The organism is Bordetella sp., from assembly GCF_057362025.1.
This window is the reverse complement of the sequence record NZ_JBMQQZ010000097.1, coordinates 1-18,248: the sequence shown is the minus strand read 5'-3', so window position 1 is coordinate 18,248 and position 18,248 is coordinate 1. Positions and strand designations below refer to the sequence as shown.

The window sequence follows — 18,248 nt, the reverse complement described above, 5'->3', positions numbered from 1 at the left end:
AACCATCCGATACGGAGGAGACGAATGGAAACGGTCATCAATCCCGGTGCTTCGGCATCAACTGCCAGCGCGGAAGACCCGCTTTACCGCAAGGTGACGCTGCGCATCGTGCCTTTTCTGGTTCTTTGCTACGTGGTCGCGTACCTGGATCGCGTGAACGTCGGCTTCGCAAAGCTGCAGATGCTGCAGGATCTGCAGTTCAGCGACACCGTCTACGGATTGGGCGCGGGGATTTTCTTCCTGGGCTATTTCATTTTCGAAGTGCCCAGCAACATCATCCTGCATCGCGTCGGCGCGCGCCGTTGGATCGCGCGCATCATGATCACCTGGGGCATTATCTCGTCGGCCATGATTTTCGTGACCACGCCGGGCATGTTCTACCTCCTGCGGTTCCTGCTGGGCCTGGCCGAGGCCGGCTTCTTTCCCGGCATCATCCTGTACCTGACGTACTGGTTTCCGCACGCGCGGCGCGGCCGGATCACTACGTTCTTCATGACCGCCGTGCCCTTGTCCGGCCTGATCGGCGGCCCGATTTCGGGTTGGATCATGCATACCTTCCATGGCGACCATGGCATGGCCGGCTGGCAATGGCTGTTCATCCTGGAAGGCATCCCGTCGGTGATCATCGGCCTGATCGTGCTGGTGTTCCTGGACGACCGTGTCAGCCAGGCGAAATGGCTGACCGAAAGCGAACGCGCGACGCTCGCACGCAACATCGAGGCCGAGGAAAAAGAGAAGCAGGATCCGCCCATTCGCGAGGCCATGACCAAGCCGCGCGTCTGGGTCATGGCAAGCATCTATTTTTCCTTCGTGATGGGCTTGTACGGGGTCGGCTTCTGGATGCCTACGCTGGTTCGCAATACCGGCGTGCAGGATCCGTTGACCATAGGCTTGCTGACGGCGGTGCCGAACCTGTTCGCAGTGCTCGGCATGGTCCTGATTTCACGCAGCTCGGACCGCAAGCATGAACGCCGCTGGCATCTCGCGGTGCCATCCCTGATCGGGGCGGCGGGGCTGGTGTTCTCTGCCTTGTACGCGGGCAATACCTGGATCGCGATCGCCGCGCTGACGGTCGCCAATGTGGGTATCTGCACGGTGCTGCCCCTGTTCTGGAGCCTGCCGACCGCCGTGCTGGGCGGTACGGCTGCCGCCGCCGGTATCGCGCTGATCAATTCCGTCAGCAATCTGGCCGGCTTCATCAGCCCGTATCTGGTGGGCTGGTTGAAGGACACGACGGGTTCGACCAATAGCGGCATTTATGTGCTCGCCGCATGCCTCTGCGTGGGTGCGCTGGTGGCATTGGCGCAGCCCGCCAAGCTGGTGAATCGCTAAGCGGCCCGTGGCCAGGGCCCTGGCCCTGGCCCTGGCCTGCCGGCCCGTGCTGTCCGCAAGCATGCGCGCGCCGCGCGGCAGGTCGGCAGCGCAGCCGTAATGCTAGCGCCGCAGGTTGAATGTGAACGGTATCACTGCGCTGATCCCCGTCGGCGGAGGCGCATCCCCGGTTACGCGTATGCCTCGCGCGGCTTGCAGCGCCGCCTGGTCCAGGTCGGCGTGGCCGGATGACCGCGCCAAGGTGGCGATCAGCTTTTTCTCGTGGTTGATCAGCACGCGGACGTGCACTTCCCCTTCTTCTTGCAGGCGGCGTGCAATGGGTGGATATGCGGGGAAGGGAAAGGTAAGCGACAGGCGGCCGGGCGGTTTTCCATGGTCGCCCGGGATGTCGATTGTGTAGTGTGCGAGGCCTGTGGCCGCGGCGGCCGACCCATCGAAGGAAGGCTCCGGCGGTTGCCTGCCATCGGGCGCAATAGGTTCCTTTTTACTGAATGCAAGGTTGGGCTGTTCCTTGTAGGGGGCACGTGCCGACGAGACGGCATGGCTGGAGTCCGGTCCACCGCGCGGACGCGAGCTGCCGCGCGTGTCCTCCTGTGTGAACAAGTGATAGACGAGGTTGCAGGCGACCAGCAGCATCCAGGCCCATGCCAATCGCCTTCGCATGGATCCCCAGAATCCGTAGCGTGGCGTCTCGGCGATCACCCTTTGCCAACTGCGCTGTACGCCGCGCGGCACCTGCAGCGTCAGCCAGGATTGCATGCGAACGCACATCGTCTGTACGTGCGGCCCAAACTTGCGCGCCTTGCGGCGACTCGGCTCCGGACTGCGCAGCATCTCGGCGATCGCGCGTTCATGGGCCTTGCGCACGCGCGGGGTTTGCCGGCGCAGGATACCGCCTTCGTGGATAACCTGCTGCAGCCATTGCCGCTCTGGCTTGTTGTCGTCAGCCGGCCCGATCTGGGCCCAGTCGAAGCGTTCCGCGGCCTCCCGGTACAGGGTCATTTTGCCCTCCGGATTCGCCGCGAGGGCCCGCAGCAAGGCATCCGAGAACACCCCCGTCGCTTCCAAATGCTGTAAATCCGGGTCGGCCATGGCGCGCCGCCATTGTTCCGGAATGTCCTGCGCGGGCGATCGCATCAATTCGGCGACCCAGTGGTCGATCGCCTTCGTCCGCCGGCGCAGGGCATTGCGGCTTTCTTCCGCGGCAGCCTGGCGTAGCGCCATCGACTGCATGGGAGACCGCAAGGAAAAGTCGATGAGCGGGGGGCGCGTTCCCGACGCGTGCCCGGGGAGACCCGTGGCGTCGTCAGCGAATAGCCGGGTATCGCCTGTCGCGGGCGGAACGACCGGGGCAGGCGGCGCGTTTGCCGCGGGCAATGGGCGTATGGTGTCGGCGCCCGCGTCCTTTCCGTCCGCGGGACTGGCGGGCGTCGCGGAATGCCTTTCCGCCCACTTCAGCGCCCATTCGTAGGCGGCACGCAGCTGTTCGAACGCGTCGCGTTGGCTTTGCTGGTCGATCTGTTTAAGGGCGGCGGCATACGCGCGGCGGATGGCTCGCGTGTCGGAGGTCGGGACAATGCCCAGCACATCGAACATGTCGGTTTCCTCAACACGGTTCGGTGCCGCCTTCGAAGACCCCGGCGCGCTCGAAGTATTCGATGGCGTCCCGCAGGCGCTCGCGCGCGGACACGATCGAGCGTTCGTTCTGGTGTGCGAGCACCGCCTCGAACTCGCCGATTTCGGCAGCCATGCGCTCGCGGCTGGCGCCGCGCAGGAACTCATGGATGCGTTCTGCTTCCGCAATCAGTGTGCGGTTCTCCAGTTTGTCGCGTGGATGTACTTTCAATTCGGCCAAGGCCTGGAAACGCGCTTCGATTTGCTGTTCGGTCAGGTCGGTATCGTTGTTGCGGATAACCAAACGGTAGAGCTGCTGCGTCTTGAGACGAGTCACCTCGACTTCCAACAGACCGTTTACGTCATAGGTAAAGCGGACTTCGACCGCGCCATCCCCGCGCGGGCCTCCTTCGAGCGGCACGGACAACTTGCCGATTTCGATATTGTCCCGGGCCAGCCGCGATTCGCCCTGGAAAATCCGCAGTTCCAGGACATGCTGGCCATCGCGTTCCGGTGCGAAACCATGCACGCGGCTGACCGGCACGACGGTATTGCGTTCGATGATGGGAATGAATTGCCCGTGGGCCTTCTCGCCGCTGGGCAAGTCCCGATTGGCTTCCACGCCCAGGGAGTACGGGCAAACATCGGTCATGACGACTTCACGCAGGCTTTCATCGCGCGCCTTCATGCCGGCCATGACTGCCGCTCCCATGGCGACAACTTCGTCCGGATTGAAGTGCGCGGATGGGAAACGGCCGAACATGCGGGTCACCAGATTGCGGATCATGGGAGCGCGGGTCGCGCCTCCGGCAAGGACCACTTCCTGCACGTCCCCCGCGCGCAAGCCCGCATCGCGCAGGGCGCGTTCCAGCGGTAGGCGCAGCCGGGCCAGCAACGGTTCGCAAAGGCGTCGATAGTGGTCCTCGGAAAGCGCGGCCGTGTAGTCCCGACCTTGCCAATGAACGGCGAGTTCGGCCTGCGGTTCGGTGCTTAACGTGCATTTGAGCGCCTCTGCCCGCGCCGCCAGATGCTGCATGAAATGCCCGTCGCGCCGCGCCTTGTCGGGTAGGCCGCTGGCCTGCAGGAACCAATGGACGATTTCGTTGGAAAAGTCCTCGCCCCCGAGAAAATTGTCGCCGGCGGTGGCACGGACCTCCATGACGCCCTCGAACAATTCCAGGATCGATACATCGAAGGTGCCGCCGCCCAGATCGAACACGAGGAATCGCGATTCGCTGCCCCGTTGATGCAGGCCATAGGCCAACGCGGCCGCGGTAGGCTCGTTGACGAGGCGTTCCACATGCAGGCCGGCAAGCTGTGCCGCCGTGCGGGTCGCCTTGCGCTGCCCATCGGAGAAGTACGCGGGCACCGATATCACGGTTTCCGTCACCGCCTGGCCCATCGCGGCTTCCGCGTCCGCTTTCAAGGCGCGCAGCACCAGGGCGGACAGTTCCTCCGGCCGGAAGGAGCGGGAGCCCAGCCTGAACTCCTTATTGCCGCCCATGTGCCGCTTGAACACGGCGATGCTGCGGTCGGGATGGCTCTGCAGGCGCTCGCGTGCCGCGCGGCCAACCAGGACAGTTCCGTCCTGGTCCAGGCTGATGCAGGATGGTGTGAGGACGCTGCCCAGGGCGTTGGGAATGAGATGCGGCGCGCCGTCCTTCCAGCAGGCGACCAGGCTGTGGGTGGTGCCCAGATCGATACCGACTATCATCGCGTATGTTTCTTAGTGAAATAAAATTTTTCTAATATATAAACCAAAGCGGGATGATGGGGAAGTGCGGGAGGCGTCCGGTTCCGACTGCGGCGGATAAACAACGAGAGGCGGCGCCTGACTGCGAGACGCGGCACATCCGCGCGCACGGCAGCGCTACGGGCGGGTCCGCCGCGCGAGCTGGTCCAGCAGGGGCTGCTGCCTGGGGAGGATTTTGGCGGCGGCCTGGTCCAGGGACATCCAGGCGGCCCGGTCTACTTCCGGAAATGCCTGCATCCGTCCGCTGCGGGGCGGCCATTCCATTTCGAATCTATTGCTGCTTAGCGTTGCAACGTCGAAATCGCCTTCCAGGGCATAAGCGATGACACGCTTGCCGGCGCGTTGGCGGATTTCACCGAGCAGCCAGGGGTCTCCGCCCGGGTGGCGGCCAAGTTCTTCCGTGAATTCGCGCAGCGCCGCCGAGAGGGGTTCCTCGCCTGGGTCGAGCTCTCCCTTGGGTATCGTCCATGCGCCGGCGTCCCGGCTGGCCCAGAAAGGTCCGCCGGGATGCACCAGCAGTACGGACAGATCGGGCCCGGACCGGCAATACATCAGGATTCCTGCACTGGTTTTCGGCATGGGGGCGTCCGGGGGGCGTTGCTCGCGAGGTCAGCGTGTTCCGCGCGATCGCGCGGCCATGGCCGGTCAGCGGGGCTGTTGTCCTGGCGCCGTGCGACGCCCCGGTCTTATGCGGCGTGTTCGACCACCAATTGCACCGAAACGCGGCCGTTCCAGAGATTCTGCTCCAGGCGGTAGGCGACGTCCACCGTGTCCGGCAGCAGGCGTGTCTGGCCGAACCAGATAGCGTCGAAGCGTTGATAGCCACGTTCCAGCGTCAACTTCAGATGCTTGTCGCCGAGCAGGCGTTGGGCACGGATCTGGAAGGTATCGAGGAACAGCGGGGCGGCGAAACCCGATCCCCAGACCTGTTGTTGCAGCAATCCGGCGACGTCGGCGTTGGCATAGCCGGATTCGAGCGAGCCGTCGGTCTCCAGGACCGGTTCGAAGTTGTCGCGGCCGGTGAGTTCGCGCACGGCAGCCTCGAAGGCCGGCGCGAAACGCGGAAAGTCGGTGCGGCCGACGGTCAGGCCAGCGGCCATGGCGTGGCCGCCGAATTTGCGGATCAGCGTCGGATCGCGCTTGGATACCAGGTCCAGCGCGTCGCGCAAGTGGACGTCCGGGATGGACCGTCCGGACCCCCGCAGTTCGTCGTCGCCCGCGGGCGCGAACGCCAGCGTGGGGCGCCAGAACTGATCCTTCAGCCGCGATGCGACCAAGCCGACTACGCCCTGGTGCCAGGTATCGTCGTAGACGCAGACGGTAGCGCCCGTGGTCGCTTCCGGCTCCTGCATCGCGGCCATGGCTTGTTCGCGCATGGCGGCCTCGATACTGCGGCGATCGCGGTTGATGGCGTCCAGCTCGCGGGCGATTTCCAGCGCACGCGCTTCGTCGTCGGTGGTCAGGCAGGCGATGCCCAGGCTCATGTCCGAAAGGCGGCCGGCCGCGTTGATGCGCGGGCCCAGCGCGAAGCCCAGGTCGAAGGCGTTGGCGGTGCGGGGCTCGCGCGCGGCCACCGCGTACAGCGCGCGCAGGCCGGCCTGCATACGCCCGCTGCGGATGCGTTGCAGGCCTTGCGTGACCAGCAGGCGATTGTTGGCATCGAGCTTGACAACGTCCGCGACGGTGCCCAGGGCGACCAGGTCGGACAGCGCGTCAAGACGCGGCCCGCCATCGGGCGGATAGACGCCGCGCCGCCGCAGTTCGGCACGAAGGGCCAGCATCAGATAGAAAATGACGCCGACCCCCGCCAGGTTCTTGGACGGGAACCCGCATCCCGGCTGGTTGGGGTTGACGATGGCCAGGGCATCCGGAAGCCGGTCGCCGGGCAGATGGTGGTCGGTGATCAGGACGCCGATACCGGCGGCATTGGCACTGGCCACTCCATCGACGCTTGCGATGCCGTTATCCACCGTGACGATCAGGTCCGGCTTGCCCGCGGGATGGCGGCAGGCCAGTTCAACCACCGCCGGCGACAGGCCGTAGCCGGTTTCGAAGCGGTTGGGCACCAGGAAGTCGACCACAGCGCCCATGGCCCGTAGTGCGCGCAGCCCCACGGCGCAGGCGGTGGCGCCGTCGCAGTCATAGTCGGCGACGATAAGCAGGCGCAGCCGCCGCTCGATGGCGTCCGCCAGGATGGCAGCGGCGTGATCGGCGCGGGTCAGGTGGGCCGGGGGCAGCATGGCAGGCCAGGCCAGGCGGGTCTGGTCCGGATGGATGACGCCGCGGGCGGCCCACAGGCGTGCCAGCAAGGGATGGATGCCGGCGGCTTCCAGCGCCCGGCAGGCGGCGGGATCGCCGTTGCGTACGGTCAGACGGGGGGAGACCACCAGGCCCTCCAGGATTGTTCGCGTGTGGGTAACCAGCGCAGAAGTGCGGTGCGCGGCTGCACGGTAAGCGTCGCGCGCCGGTCGCGGCCCAGCAGGGTAAGCGCCAGGGCTGGCGATGTGCCGCCCCGGACGTCGGCGTGCGGCTTCAGGACCTCCGCGTCCAGGCGTTCCAGCTCTTGCAGCCACGTACCCCAGTCCTCCGCCTGGAAGGCGGAAAGCAGGTCGTCGGCAATGCTGGGCGGGGACGGCATGGCGGCGGGCCTGGTCCAGGGCGACGCGCCGCCGTACAGCCACAGGCCGTTCGCCGGCAATAGTCCACGGCCGGCACGCTGGACGTTGACGGGGTGCTCGTACCACGCCATCTGTATTTCATTGACCAGGCGCCGCCAGGGGCGGGCCGCCGGATCCTGGGTCCACCAGGCGCTCAACGGCTGCCCCGTCACCACAGCCGGGCTGGCACTGGACAGCGGCATGTCGTCGGGCACGCCGATACGCCAGCGAAAGGGCTGCAATGGCGCGACGTCGAAAGGCGTGTCGTCGAACAGCGGGCGCGCCGTCTCGAACAGCGCGGCACCTTCAGCGTGGTCCAGGTCCAGCGCTTCGGCCGGCACCAGGCTGGCGCGGTCGGTGCCCAGGGCGATGTGGGCCAGGTCGGCAATCCACACGCGCCCTTCGGCCGGCGCGTCGACGCCCGCGCGCAGGGGCCCCAGGCCGGTGCCGATGGGCTGGCCGGGAGCAGGTTGGAAGCCCGCTTGCTCCAGCTGCCAGGCCTCGAATGGCGTACAGCCGTGGGTGTGCGGGTCGAAGGGCGATTGACGGCCCGTACCCTGGCGCATCCAGTTGTGCAGGGTGGGAGCCGCCGTGGGCAGCCGCTTGGCCAGCTCCGCGGCGATGGACGCGCTGGGTGGCAGCGCGCCGGGAAGGACAATATGCATGGCGGGGATTGTAGTGCGGCGGGGCGGGCAGGGCGTATATCTGCGCGGATGCCCGACGTGGGTACCGTCCTCGGGCGTCCGCATCGCCGCCGGCCGTTAATGCCATAATGCGCGGGTGCTGAAAATACCTTACGAACTCTGGATAGGCGCTCGCTACGCGGGCATGGCCCGTATCCGCCGGCGTCGCGGCCGTCGCGACAGGTTCATCTCCTTCATCGCCGCCAGTTCGATGGCCGGCATCGCCCTGGGCGTGGCCGCGCTCATCATCGTGCTTTCGGTGATGAACGGCTTCCAGAAGGATGTGCGCGATCGCATGTTGTCGGTGCTGCCTCACATCGAGCTGTACGTGCCGGGTGGGAACCCGGACCACATCCTGGCGCAATGGCAGGCGCTGGCGAAGGCGGCCGAGCGCAACAAGGAAGTGCGCGCGGCCGCGCCGTTCGTGGCTGCTCAAGGCATGCTGGTGCGGGGAGAGGCCCTGCGTGGCGTCCAGGTGCGGGGTATCGACCCGCAAACCGAGGGTCATGTATCGGATATCCCGCGGCAAATGGTGGCAGGCAAGCTCGACGACCTGAAGCCGGGCTCGTTCGGCGTGGTGCTGGGGCGCGACCTGGCATCGCAGTTGGGGGTGCAGGTCGGCGACACCGTGTTGCTGCTTGCGCCGCAGGCCTCCATCAGCCCCGCCGGCTTCGCGCCCCGCATGCGCCAGTTCACCGTGGTCGGGGTGTTTTCCTCCGGACATTACGAATACGATTCGTCGCTGGCCTTCATCGACGATGAGGATGCCGCCAAGGTGTTCCGCGACAGCGGCACCGCCGGCGTGCGGCTGCGTATCGAGGATATGCAACGGGCGCCACAGGTGGCGGCGCAGCTCTCCAAAGAATTGCCGCCGTATATCATGGCCAGCGACTGGACGCGCAACAACCGCACGTGGTTCGCGGCCGTGCAGACGGAAAAGCGCATGATGTTCCTGATCCTCGCGCTGATCGTCGCCGTCGCCGCCTTCAATCTGTTGTCGTCGCTGGTCATGGCGGTGAAGGACAAGCAATCGGATATCGCCATCCTGCGCACGCTGGGGGCCAATCCCGGCGAGGTCGCACGCATCTTCCTCGTGCAGGGGGCGCTGATAGGCATCGTGGGGACCTTGCTGGGGGTCCTGGGCGGCATGCTGATCGCCTACAACATCGAGACCATCGTGCCGTTCATCGAACACCTGCTCGGCATCCATTTCCTGCCGCGCCAGATCTATTTCATCAGCGAACTGCCTTCGGATCCCGAGATGACCGACATCGTGACGGTCGGCCTGACGTCCCTGGTGCTGTCGCTGCTGGCCACGCTGTATCCCAGCTGGCGCGCTTCGCGCCTGCAACCGGCCCAGGTGTTGCGACATGACTGAGTACGCGCTGCATGCGGAGAACCTTACCAAGGTGTACGACGAGGGCCCCGCGCGCATCGACGTGCTGCGCGATGTCAGCGTTTCGATCCGGCGCGGCGAAATGCTGGCCATCGTCGGGGCGTCGGGGTCGGGCAAGAGCACGCTGCTGCACATTCTGGGGCTGCTCGATGTGCCCACGCACGGCACGGTCACCGTGGACGGCGTGAATGCCACCGGACTGGCGGAAAGCGCCAAGAGTACGCTGCGCAATCGCAGCCTGGGCTTCGTGTATCAGTTTCATCACCTGCTGGCCGAATTCTCCGCCCTGGACAACGTGGCCATGCCATTGATCGTGCGGCGCCTGGACAGGCAAAGCGCACGCAAAGAGGCGCAGGCGGTGCTCGAACAGGTCGGCCTGGCGGCGCGGGCGCAGCATTTCCCCAGCCAATTATCCGGCGGCGAACGCCAGCGTGTGGCGCTGGCACGCGCGCTGGTGACGCGCCCGGTATGCGTACTGGCCGACGAACCCACGGGCAATCTCGATCGCAACACTGCCCACAGCATGTTCGAATTGCTGACGCGGGTAAACAAGGAATCGGGTACGGCCTTTGCTATCGTCACGCACGACCGCGAACTGGCCGGACGCGCCGATAGGCAACTCGCCATGGAGCAGGGCCGTCTGGTGTAGTGGCAGCGGTTCGCAGGAGCGCCCATGCTGATCGATACCCACTGCCATCTCGACGCCCAGGAATTCGACCACGATCGTAACCAGGTAATCGCCCAGGCCGCCGAGGCCGGCGTGCGCGCCGTGGTGATACCCGCGATCGGCCGTGCCAACTTCCAGACCGTGCGCGATCTGGCGCATGCGATGCCGGGAGGCGCCTATGCGCTAGGCATCCATCCCTTGTACGTGGGCGCTGCCTGGGATGACGATCTTTCCTTCCTGCGGCAAGCCGTCGAGGCGGCGATGGACGATCCGCGCTTCGTGGCCATCGGCGAAATCGGTCTGGATTTCTTCGTCAAGGAAATCGCCAGCGGAGAGCCGCGCGACAAGCAAGAGCGTTTCTACGCGGCGCAGCTCGACCTGGCCGTGGAGTTCGGCTTGCCGGTGTTGCTGCATGTCCGTCGTTCGCAGGACATCGTACTCAAGCATCTGCGCCGCCATCCCAACCTGCGCGGCGGGATCGCGCATGCCTTCAACGGCAGCGAGCAGCAGGCGCGGGGGTTCATCGACCAGGGCTTCGCGCTGGGCATCGGCGGGGCCATGACCTTTCCTCGTGCCTTGCAGATCAGGCGCCACGCCCAGCACCTGGGGCTGGAGCATCTGGTACTGGAAACCGATGCGCCGGATATTCCGCCCGCATGGCTGCATGAGCCGGACAGGCGCAATACCCCCGGGCAGGTCGCGGGGGTCGCGCAGGCCTTGGCGGAATTGCGCGGCACGAATGCGACGGCGGTGGCTGCCGGGACCGCCTCCACCGCCTTGCGGGTGTTGCCCCGCCTGGTGCCGGTTGTCGGCTGATCTTCTTCATGGTGTGAAGAAAAGGAATCTGGTCGTAATGCAGCAGTTCAACATTGAATTGCTGCGGTATTTGGAAAGATGATTTTCGCGTATCCGGGTTTATACCTATGTGTGGGCGGCGCAGAATGCAGCTCATGGGGGAAACAGCAACGGTTACCGCGAACCTCGGCCCATCGGTAGAGCACGGTATCCGGCCCTTTCCAAACTATCCAGGACCAGGAGTACTGCCATGAAGATCAAGACTATTGCTACCGCGTTGATTCTGTCGTTTGCCGCCATCGGTGCCGCCCAGGCGCAGACCCCGCGCGGCGACTCGGACAACCAGCCCTTCCAGGGCACCTACGGACAGGACCAGGCGAGCGCGAGCCGCACCCAGGTGCTGGCTGACCTGGCGCAAGCCCGCGCCGCCGGCCTGACCGGCAACAGCGACCCCGACAACGCGCCTTTCGTCGCCCAGCAGGACAGCGGCGTGACCCGCGCGCAAGTCGCCGCCGGCGTGGATCACCGTAGTAGCGCCACGGACATCGCCTTCGGCGACATCGATAACCAGCCCTTCCAAGGCGCCTGAGGCGCCCGGGTCATGAACCGGTGGCGCCTGTGAGTTTCGGCCTGCCGCTTCGGTCGACCCAACATCTGCTTTCGGGTCAGGCACGCCTGTGTGCCTGACCAGGAAGTCCTGGCCATGCGGATTGCTGTCCGTGTGGTTCCCCGATGAGAGGCGGGGATGCTGTAAGTCCTCTCGTGCAGTACCCGGCCCCGCGTAAGCGGGGCCGTCTGTATTGGTGCGAAGGAGGGCGCGGATCCGTTACGGGATGGCGGCATGGTGCTGTTTTGGTCCCGCCTATTCGATTCCGCGCCGCGGCTCCGGATAGCATCTTGCCGTGCAGTTGCGGGAGATGCGGATGGAAGGCCGCCTGGCCATGGTGGCCTTCATCGCCGCGGTGGCGGGAGTGCAGACATTGCCGGCCCTGCCTCCGCCGCACGCCACATTGCCGCTGGCCGTGGCAATCGTCATGCTTGCCTGGTTTCGATACCGTGTCGCGGCCGCGAGGTCCGGCGGGAATCCGCCCGCACGGCGTTGCGTCTGCGCGGCCCTGCTCTGTGCCTGCGCGGCCGGCGGCGGTGCCTTGTACGCGGTCGAGCGTGGACGTGCGCGTCTTGAAGATGCACTCGCCGCGGATCACGAAAACCAGGTCTTCCGGGTAGCGTTCAGGGTGGTTTCGCTGGCCGAACTATCGGCCGACGCGGTCCGGTTCGACGCGCGCGTCCTGGACGCGGGCTCTGCGGCCATGCCGGGGCATATACGGGTTTCGTGGCCATTGCCCATGCGCGGGGCTACCGCGGAACAGCAATCCGTCATGCCCGGCCAGCAGTGGCGCGCGGCCCTGATCATGAAGCGTCCGCACGCCGCGCTTAATCCGCACGCCGCCGATGGCGAGGCGCGAATGTTCCAGCGCAATGTGCGCGCGACGGCTACCGTGCGGGGCACGCCGCGATTGCTATCGGACGATGGCTGGCAGGTCGGCATGGTCGCGGTGCATCGCGCCCGGCATGTATTGCGCGAGCGGATGCGGGCCGTTTTGGACGATGCACGCTATGGGCCCGTCGTCGTCGCGTTGGCGTTGGGCGATCAAGCTGGCGTATCGCGCGAGGATTGGCGGGTGTTCAATGCGACGGGCATCACGCACCTTGTGTCGATCAGCGGCCTGCATGTGACTTTGGTGGCGGGATTGGCGGGCGGTATCGTGGGCTGGTGCTGGCGCCGGTTGCGGTGGCGCGGCGCGTATCTGGCGGAAAGATGGCCATCGCAACTGGTGGGAATCGCGGCGGCGCTGATGGTGGCGTGGCTGTATTGCCTGCTGGCAGGGTGGGGCATCCCGGCGCGACGCACGTTTTTCATGCTGGCGGTAGCGGGGGCCGCCGCGCTGTTGCGGCTGCCGCTGCCGTGGGGCGCGACGCTGCTGGCGGCCGCGTGCGCGGTGGTCGCGCTCGACCCCTGGGCGCCTATCGCACCGGGCTTCTGGCTCTCTTTCGGTGCCGTGGCAGCCGTACTGGCCTGGGGGCAGGCTGCCCAGGCCTCATCGGCTGCGAGGGTCGAGGACGCGTCGAGCACCGGGGCATCGCGCTGGCGCGGGTGGCTGCGCGGCGGGGTGCTGGCCGGCCGCCTGCAATGCGTGGTGACGCTCAGCCTGACTCCCGTGTTGGCCTTCCTGACGCAGCAGGTCGCATTGGCCTCGCCCTTGGCCAACGCGGTCGCCATTCCGGCCGTGAGCTTGCTGGTGACACCGCTGGCGCTGCTGTGCGCCGCGTTGTGCGCGATGCCCGGCGCGGAGGGCGTCGCGGCCTGGGCCGGCCACGCCGCGCACTGGGTGTTCGACATGGCGATGCGGTGGATAGCGTGGCTGGCAGGTCACGAATGGGCGGTGCTGGATGTGGCGGCGCCGCCCGCAGTGCTGCTCGCGCTGGCCACATGCGGGATCGCATGGGCCTTGCTGCCCTCGGGCATGGCCTCGCGCCGCTGGGCCTGGCTGCTGCTTGTGCCTGCCCTTTGCTGGCGGCCCGCGCGTCCGGCCGAAGGCGAATGGCGCCTGACGGCGCTGGATGTCGGGCAGGGTGGGGCGATCGTGATCGAAACGGCACGGCGCACGCTGGTTTTCGACGCCGGCCCGCTGCACCGCAACGGTACCGACGGCGCGCAACGGGTCGTGTTGCCCTATTTGCGCGCGCGCGGGATCGATCGCATCGATACGCTGGTGATTTCCCATGGGGACCAGGATCATGCCGGCGGCCTGGATTCCCTGCTTCGCGCGGTGCCGGTACACGAGGTTTATACGTCGTTCGATCTGCGCGCACGCCTGCGCCGCGAGGCGCGTGTGCGCGGGACCGCCGCGGAGGCTCCCATGCCCGCGGACCGCCGTCTTTGCGAAGCTGGCCAGGCATGGGAGGCCGATGGTGTGCGCTTTTCGTTCCTGCATCCAATCGGCAGGGCAGAGGGCGGGAAAGGCGGCAGGCCGGCAGCGTCCACGGCCGCGGTCCCAGGGCCGTCGGCGCGCGGCGCGACACGCCGGCGATCCGGCAAGGGCTCCAACGCGGGGGGCTGCGTGCTGCTGGTGCAGGGACGGCACCATGCCGCGCTGCTTCCCGGGGATGTCGGTACAGCGCAGGAGCGTCGGTTTGCCTATACCGTGCCCCACATCCATGTGCTGATGGCCCCCCATCACGGTTCGAGCACCTCGTCCGGCGTCGCGCTGGTGGAGGCATCGCAGCCGGATCACGTTATTGCGCAGGTGGGCTACATGAACCGCTTCCGCCATCCGGCGCCATCGGTCGAGCGTCGCTGGCGCCGCGCCGGGGCGACTTTCTGGCGTACGGATCGTCATGGCGCCGTCATCGCGGCCTCCCGTGAGCAGGGTTTGGCGGTGCACGGGCAACGCGAGGCGGCGGGTCGCTATTGGCACGCGGCAATGTAGATCCGGGTCAGGATGGCGCCAGGCCTGCACGCGCGCCCGGCGGCGAAGCAGCCTCCAGGTCCTGGGATAACATAGTCGTGGCCGGCGGCCTGGCCCGGCTTACCTCTGGAGCGCCCATGCAAGATCCGCGTCTCGATTTCGTCACCTGTGCCAGTCCGGCGGGCATGCATCGCATGGCGTACTGGGAATGGGGCGACCCTGCCAACGACAGGGTATTGCTGTGCGTGCATGGCTTGACGCGTACCGGGCGCGACTTCGACACCCTGGCGCGCCGCTTGTCCGGCGATTACCGTGTGGTGTGCCCGGACGTCGTGGGGCGGGGCGCCTCCGATTGGCTGCTCAACCCTACCTTTTATACCGTGCCCCAATACGTGGCCGACATGGTGACGCTGATCGCGCGCCTGCGCCCTGGGACGCTGCATTGGGTCGGCACCTCGATGGGCGGGCTGATCGGCATGGTGCTGGCAGGCTCGGCCGCCATTTCCACGCGGATGCGCGAGGCACGCCAGGGCGCTGGCGGCGACCGGCTGGGCAAGGCCGGCTTGCGCGTGGACAAGATGGTATTGAACGACGTCGGCCCCCGACTGGCCGCCGATGCGCTGGCGCGGATCGGGCAATACGTGGGGGAAGAGCAGGAGTTTGCCTCCTTTGACGACGCGGTGGCTTACCTTCGGCAGGTGGCGGCATCCTTCGGCACCCATACGGATGAGCAGTGGCGCGAGCTGGCGCGCCACGTATTCCTGCAGCGAGGCAACCGCTGGATCAAGCATTACGACCTGGGCCTGGCCATGCCTTTCGCGGCACAGGACGACGCCGCCATGGCGGCCGGCGAACAGTTGCTGTGGCATTCCTACGAGGCCATCGACTGTCCTATATTGGTCATGCGGGGGCAGCAATCGGATCTGCTCAGTGCCGAAACCGCCGCCGAGATGGTGCGGCGTAATTCCCGCGCCCGGGCGGTAGAGGTGCCCGGCGTCGGGCATGCGCCGACCCTGATGGATGATGCGCAGATCGACCCGGTCGCAGCTTTTCTACGCGAACCGGCCTGACTCTCTGGAGCGAGGCGAGCTGGGCGCCTACAATAGCTCCATGCAACCCACTCCCGCTCTCAACGTCGACCTGCACTGCCATTCCACCGTTTCAGACGGCGTTTTGTCGCCTCGCGACGTGGCGCTGCGCGCGCACGCCAACGGTGTGGACGTCTGGGCGCTGACCGACCACGACGAGGTCGGCGGCCAGGCCGAGGCGGCGGCCGCGGCGCGGGAGATCGGCATGCGGTTCATTACCGGCGTGGAGATCTCCGTCACCTGGGCCGGCCAGACGGTCCACATCGTCGGCCTGGGATTCGACCCGGAGCATCAAGGCTTGCGCGAAGGCTTGCGCCGCACCCGGGCCGGCCGCGCGGACCGCGCCCGCAGGATAGGCGAAAAACTGGCGGCGATGGGCATGCCCGGCGCCTTCGAGGGGGCTTTGCCGTTCGCCGGCAATCCGGAGCTGATCAGTCGCACGCACTTCGCGCGCTACCTGGTGGAAGCCGGCTTTTGCCCCGATGTCCAGACGGTCTTCAATAAATACCTGGGCGATGACTGCCCGGGCCAGGTCGCCATCCAGTGGGCAACCCTGTCCGAGGCGATCGGCTGGATCCACGACGCGGGCGGACGCGCGGTCGTCGCCCATCCCGGCCGCTACAAGTACACGCCGCTGCAGTTTGCCGCGTTTTTCGACGAATTCCAGGCACTGGGCGGCGAGGGCATCGAGGTCACCACCGGCAGCCATACCGCCGACGAATGCCGGCGGTATGCCGAGGTCGCCCGGGAGCGCGCATTGCTGGCGTCGCGTGGGTCGGACTTCCACAGTCCGCACGAAAGTCGCGTCGACCTGGGGCGCCTTCCGCCTCTGCCGGCCGACCTGAAGCCAGTCTGGCACGACTGGGTTTGATACACCGGCGTCCCTGCCAGGCGCTCCATCGCAATCGCCGTACGCCATATCGATACCCCGCGCATACCGTTTTGCGACCAGGCATCCGAGTCCGCCATGAATAAAGCCTTTGTGAAAGAGTCCGAACAGGACGAAGACGACGACATCCCGCATGCGCAGGCCCTGCCGCCCGGCACGCGGAACTACATCACGCCGCAGGGTTATGCCCGCCTGCGCGACGAGCTGGTGCATTTGATGAACGTGGAGCGCCCGTCGGTCGTGCAAGTGGTGTCGTGGGCGGCCTCGAACGGCGATCGTTCGGAAAACGGCGATTACCTGTATGGCAAAAAGCGCCTGCGTGAAATCGACCGCCGCATGCGCTTCCTGACGCGGCGCCTGGACATTGCAGAGGTGGTCGACCCGGCGGTGCAGCCCAACCGGGACCAGGTGTTCTTCGGTGCCACGGTTCTTTATATGGACAAGGCGGGCGACGAGCACGAGGTCACCATCGTCGGCGTGGACGAGGCCGAGCCGCTGGCCGGCAAGATCAGCTGGATTTCGCCGGTGGCCCGGGCCTTGCTGAAGGCCCGCGAGGGCGATACCGTGACGCTGCGCACACCAGGGGGCGTGGAGTCGCTGGAGATCCTGGAAGTGCGATATCCGGACGCCGCCTGAGGGCGCGGGACAAAACCGTCCTACCCGGCGAAAGCGGTGGCCGTAACGGGTAAAATCCTGGTTTTGCCCCTCCTTCTACGGCGCCCATCGTGTCCATCGTTCAGTACCTTCCCGGTTCGTCTGTCCTGTCCTCTTTTCGTCGCGAGCGCCTGCTCGCCCACCTGAAACAGGCCGGCTTGCCGGTGGCGGACATCGCGGCCCGCTACGAGCATTTCGTGCTGTGCGATACGGCGCTCGCCCCGGCGGACCAGCAAAGGCTGGCGGAACTGCTCGACTACGGCGATCCCTACGATGGGGCCGAGCCGGCCAAGGCCCTGGTGCTGCGGGTCATCCCCCGCCTGGGGACGATTTCGCCCTGGGCCAGCAAGGCCACCGATATCGCGCACAACTGCGGATTCGCCGGTGTGCGCCGCATCGAGCGGGGCGTGCGCTATATGCTGACGCCGGAACGCGGCCTGCTGGGGGCGAAGGCCTTCGACGATGCCATGCTGGCCCGCGCGGCCGACTGCCTGCACGACCGGATGATCGAAACCGTGGTGGACGCCCAGTTCGATGGCCAGGCTCTGTTTGCGCCGGTGGAAGGGCGTTCCATGCGCACCGTGCCGGTGCTGGCGCAGGGCCGCACCGCCCTGGAGCAGGCCAACACCGCCCTCGGGCTGGCGCTTTCCGACGATGAAATCGACTATCTTGCCGAGGCCTTCGCCCGGCTCGAACGCGATCCGACGGATGTAGAGCTGATGATGTTCGCACAGGCCAACAGCGAACATTGCCGGCACAAGATCTTCAACGCCCAATGGGTCATCGACGGCCAGCCGCAGGACAAGACCTTGTTCGGCATGATCCGCGCCACGCATGCCGCCCAGCCGGGCGGCACCGTGGTGGCGTATTCCGATAACGCAGCCATCATGGAAGGGGGGGCGGCGCAACGCTTCCATGCGGGCGTCGCCGGTACGGCGGACGATGCGTTAACGTACAAGCGCCGCGACGCCCTCGTCCATACCTTGATGAAGGTCGAGACCCACAACCATCCCACCGCCATCGCCCCGTTTCCGGGCGCATCGACGGGCGCGGGGGGCGAAATCCGCGACGAGGGCGCGACGGGCCGCGGCTCCAAACCCAAGGCCGGACTGACGGGCTTTACCGTTTCCCATCTGCGTTTCGATGACGCGCCGCAGCCCTGGGAAGCCGACCATCATGGCTTGCCGGACCGCATCGCGTCCCCGCTCTCCATCATGATCGACGGCCCGCTCGGCGGCGCCGCGTTCAAC

General features: G+C 66.6%; 14 protein-coding genes and 1 pseudogene. 10 read left to right on the top strand and 5 right to left on the bottom strand.

Annotated elements, in window-relative coordinates; translation table 11 throughout:
* The first annotated feature begins 24 nt into the window (after positions 1-24).
* On the top strand, positions 25-1,332 hold the full coding sequence (locus tag ACO1P8_RS21695) for an MFS transporter (protein ID WP_486297930.1): 1,308 nt from the start codon (positions 25-27) through the stop codon (positions 1,330-1,332).
* Positions 1,333-1,434: 102 nt separating this feature from the next.
* Here the strand turns inward: ACO1P8_RS21695 and ACO1P8_RS21690 are convergent, their stop codons facing one another.
* The 5 genes from ACO1P8_RS21690 to ACO1P8_RS21670 form a co-directional block, all read right to left on the bottom strand.
* Positions 1,435-2,928, bottom strand: coding sequence for an energy transducer TonB (locus tag ACO1P8_RS21690; protein WP_486297929.1), 1,494 nt, complete (start codon positions 2,926-2,928; stop codon positions 1,435-1,437).
* A 10-nt stretch (positions 2,929-2,938) separates the two neighbouring features.
* Positions 2,939-4,660 carry an Hsp70 family protein gene (locus tag ACO1P8_RS21685; RefSeq protein WP_486297928.1) on the bottom strand — a complete coding sequence of 574 codons (1,722 nt, stop codon included), beginning with the start codon at positions 4,658-4,660 and terminating at the stop codon, positions 2,939-2,941.
* A 156-nt stretch (positions 4,661-4,816) separates the two neighbouring features.
* Positions 4,817-5,278 (bottom strand): NUDIX hydrolase, encoded by a 462-nt coding sequence (locus ACO1P8_RS21680; RefSeq protein WP_486297927.1) that lies wholly within the window; start codon positions 5,276-5,278, stop codon positions 4,817-4,819.
* 107 nt (positions 5,279-5,385) lie between these two features.
* Positions 5,386-7,086: a single-stranded-DNA-specific exonuclease RecJ gene (gene recJ, locus ACO1P8_RS21675; protein WP_486297926.1), complete on the bottom strand. Its 1,701-nt coding sequence runs from the start codon at positions 7,084-7,086 to the stop codon at positions 5,386-5,388.
* Complete coding sequence (locus tag ACO1P8_RS21670; protein ID WP_486297925.1) at positions 7,068-8,021, bottom strand: hypothetical protein; 954 nt, start codon at positions 8,019-8,021, stop codon at positions 7,068-7,070. The genes recJ and ACO1P8_RS21670 overlap by 19 nt, the downstream gene beginning before the upstream one ends.
* Before the next feature lie 163 nt (positions 8,022-8,184).
* Here ACO1P8_RS21670 and ACO1P8_RS21665 point away from each other — a divergent pair, with 163 nt between their 5' ends.
* The 9 genes and pseudogenes from ACO1P8_RS21665 to ACO1P8_RS21625 all read left to right on the top strand — a co-directional run.
* Positions 8,185-9,417, top strand: a complete 1,233-nt coding sequence (locus tag ACO1P8_RS21665; RefSeq protein ID WP_486297993.1) for a lipoprotein-releasing ABC transporter permease subunit — start codon at positions 8,185-8,187, stop codon at positions 9,415-9,417.
* The gene (gene lolD, locus ACO1P8_RS21660; protein ID WP_486297924.1) at positions 9,410-10,084 is read left to right on the top strand and encodes a lipoprotein-releasing ABC transporter ATP-binding protein LolD; all 675 of its coding nucleotides are present in this window, start codon (positions 9,410-9,412) and stop codon (positions 10,082-10,084) included. Before ACO1P8_RS21665 ends, lolD begins: the two co-directional genes overlap by 8 nt.
* A 24-nt stretch (positions 10,085-10,108) precedes the next feature.
* On the top strand, positions 10,109-10,918 hold the full coding sequence (locus ACO1P8_RS21655; protein WP_486297923.1) for a TatD family hydrolase: 810 nt from the start codon (positions 10,109-10,111) through the stop codon (positions 10,916-10,918).
* A gap of 229 nt (positions 10,919-11,147) precedes the next feature.
* Positions 11,148-11,486, top strand: coding sequence for a DUF4148 domain-containing protein (locus tag ACO1P8_RS21650; RefSeq protein WP_486297922.1), 339 nt, complete (start codon positions 11,148-11,150; stop codon positions 11,484-11,486).
* A gap of 334 nt (positions 11,487-11,820) precedes the next feature.
* Entirely contained in the window at positions 11,821-14,388 is a 2,568-nt protein-coding gene (locus ACO1P8_RS21645; RefSeq protein WP_486297921.1) for a DNA internalization-related competence protein ComEC/Rec2, read from the top strand.
* 116 nt (positions 14,389-14,504) lie between these two features.
* Positions 14,505-15,437, top strand: coding sequence for an alpha/beta fold hydrolase (locus ACO1P8_RS21640; RefSeq protein WP_486297920.1), 933 nt, complete (start codon positions 14,505-14,507; stop codon positions 15,435-15,437).
* Between the two features lie 40 nt (positions 15,438-15,477).
* Entirely contained in the window at positions 15,478-16,326 is an 849-nt protein-coding gene (locus ACO1P8_RS21635; protein WP_486297919.1) for a 3',5'-nucleoside bisphosphate phosphatase, read from the top strand.
* Between the two features lie 96 nt (positions 16,327-16,422).
* The gene (gene greB, locus ACO1P8_RS21630; RefSeq protein WP_094842615.1) at positions 16,423-16,980 is read left to right on the top strand and encodes a transcription elongation factor GreB; all 558 of its coding nucleotides are present in this window, start codon (positions 16,423-16,425) and stop codon (positions 16,978-16,980) included.
* A gap of 89 nt (positions 16,981-17,069) precedes the next feature.
* Positions 17,070-18,248: pseudogene (locus ACO1P8_RS21625) on the top strand (phosphoribosylformylglycinamidine synthase); the annotation flags it as partial.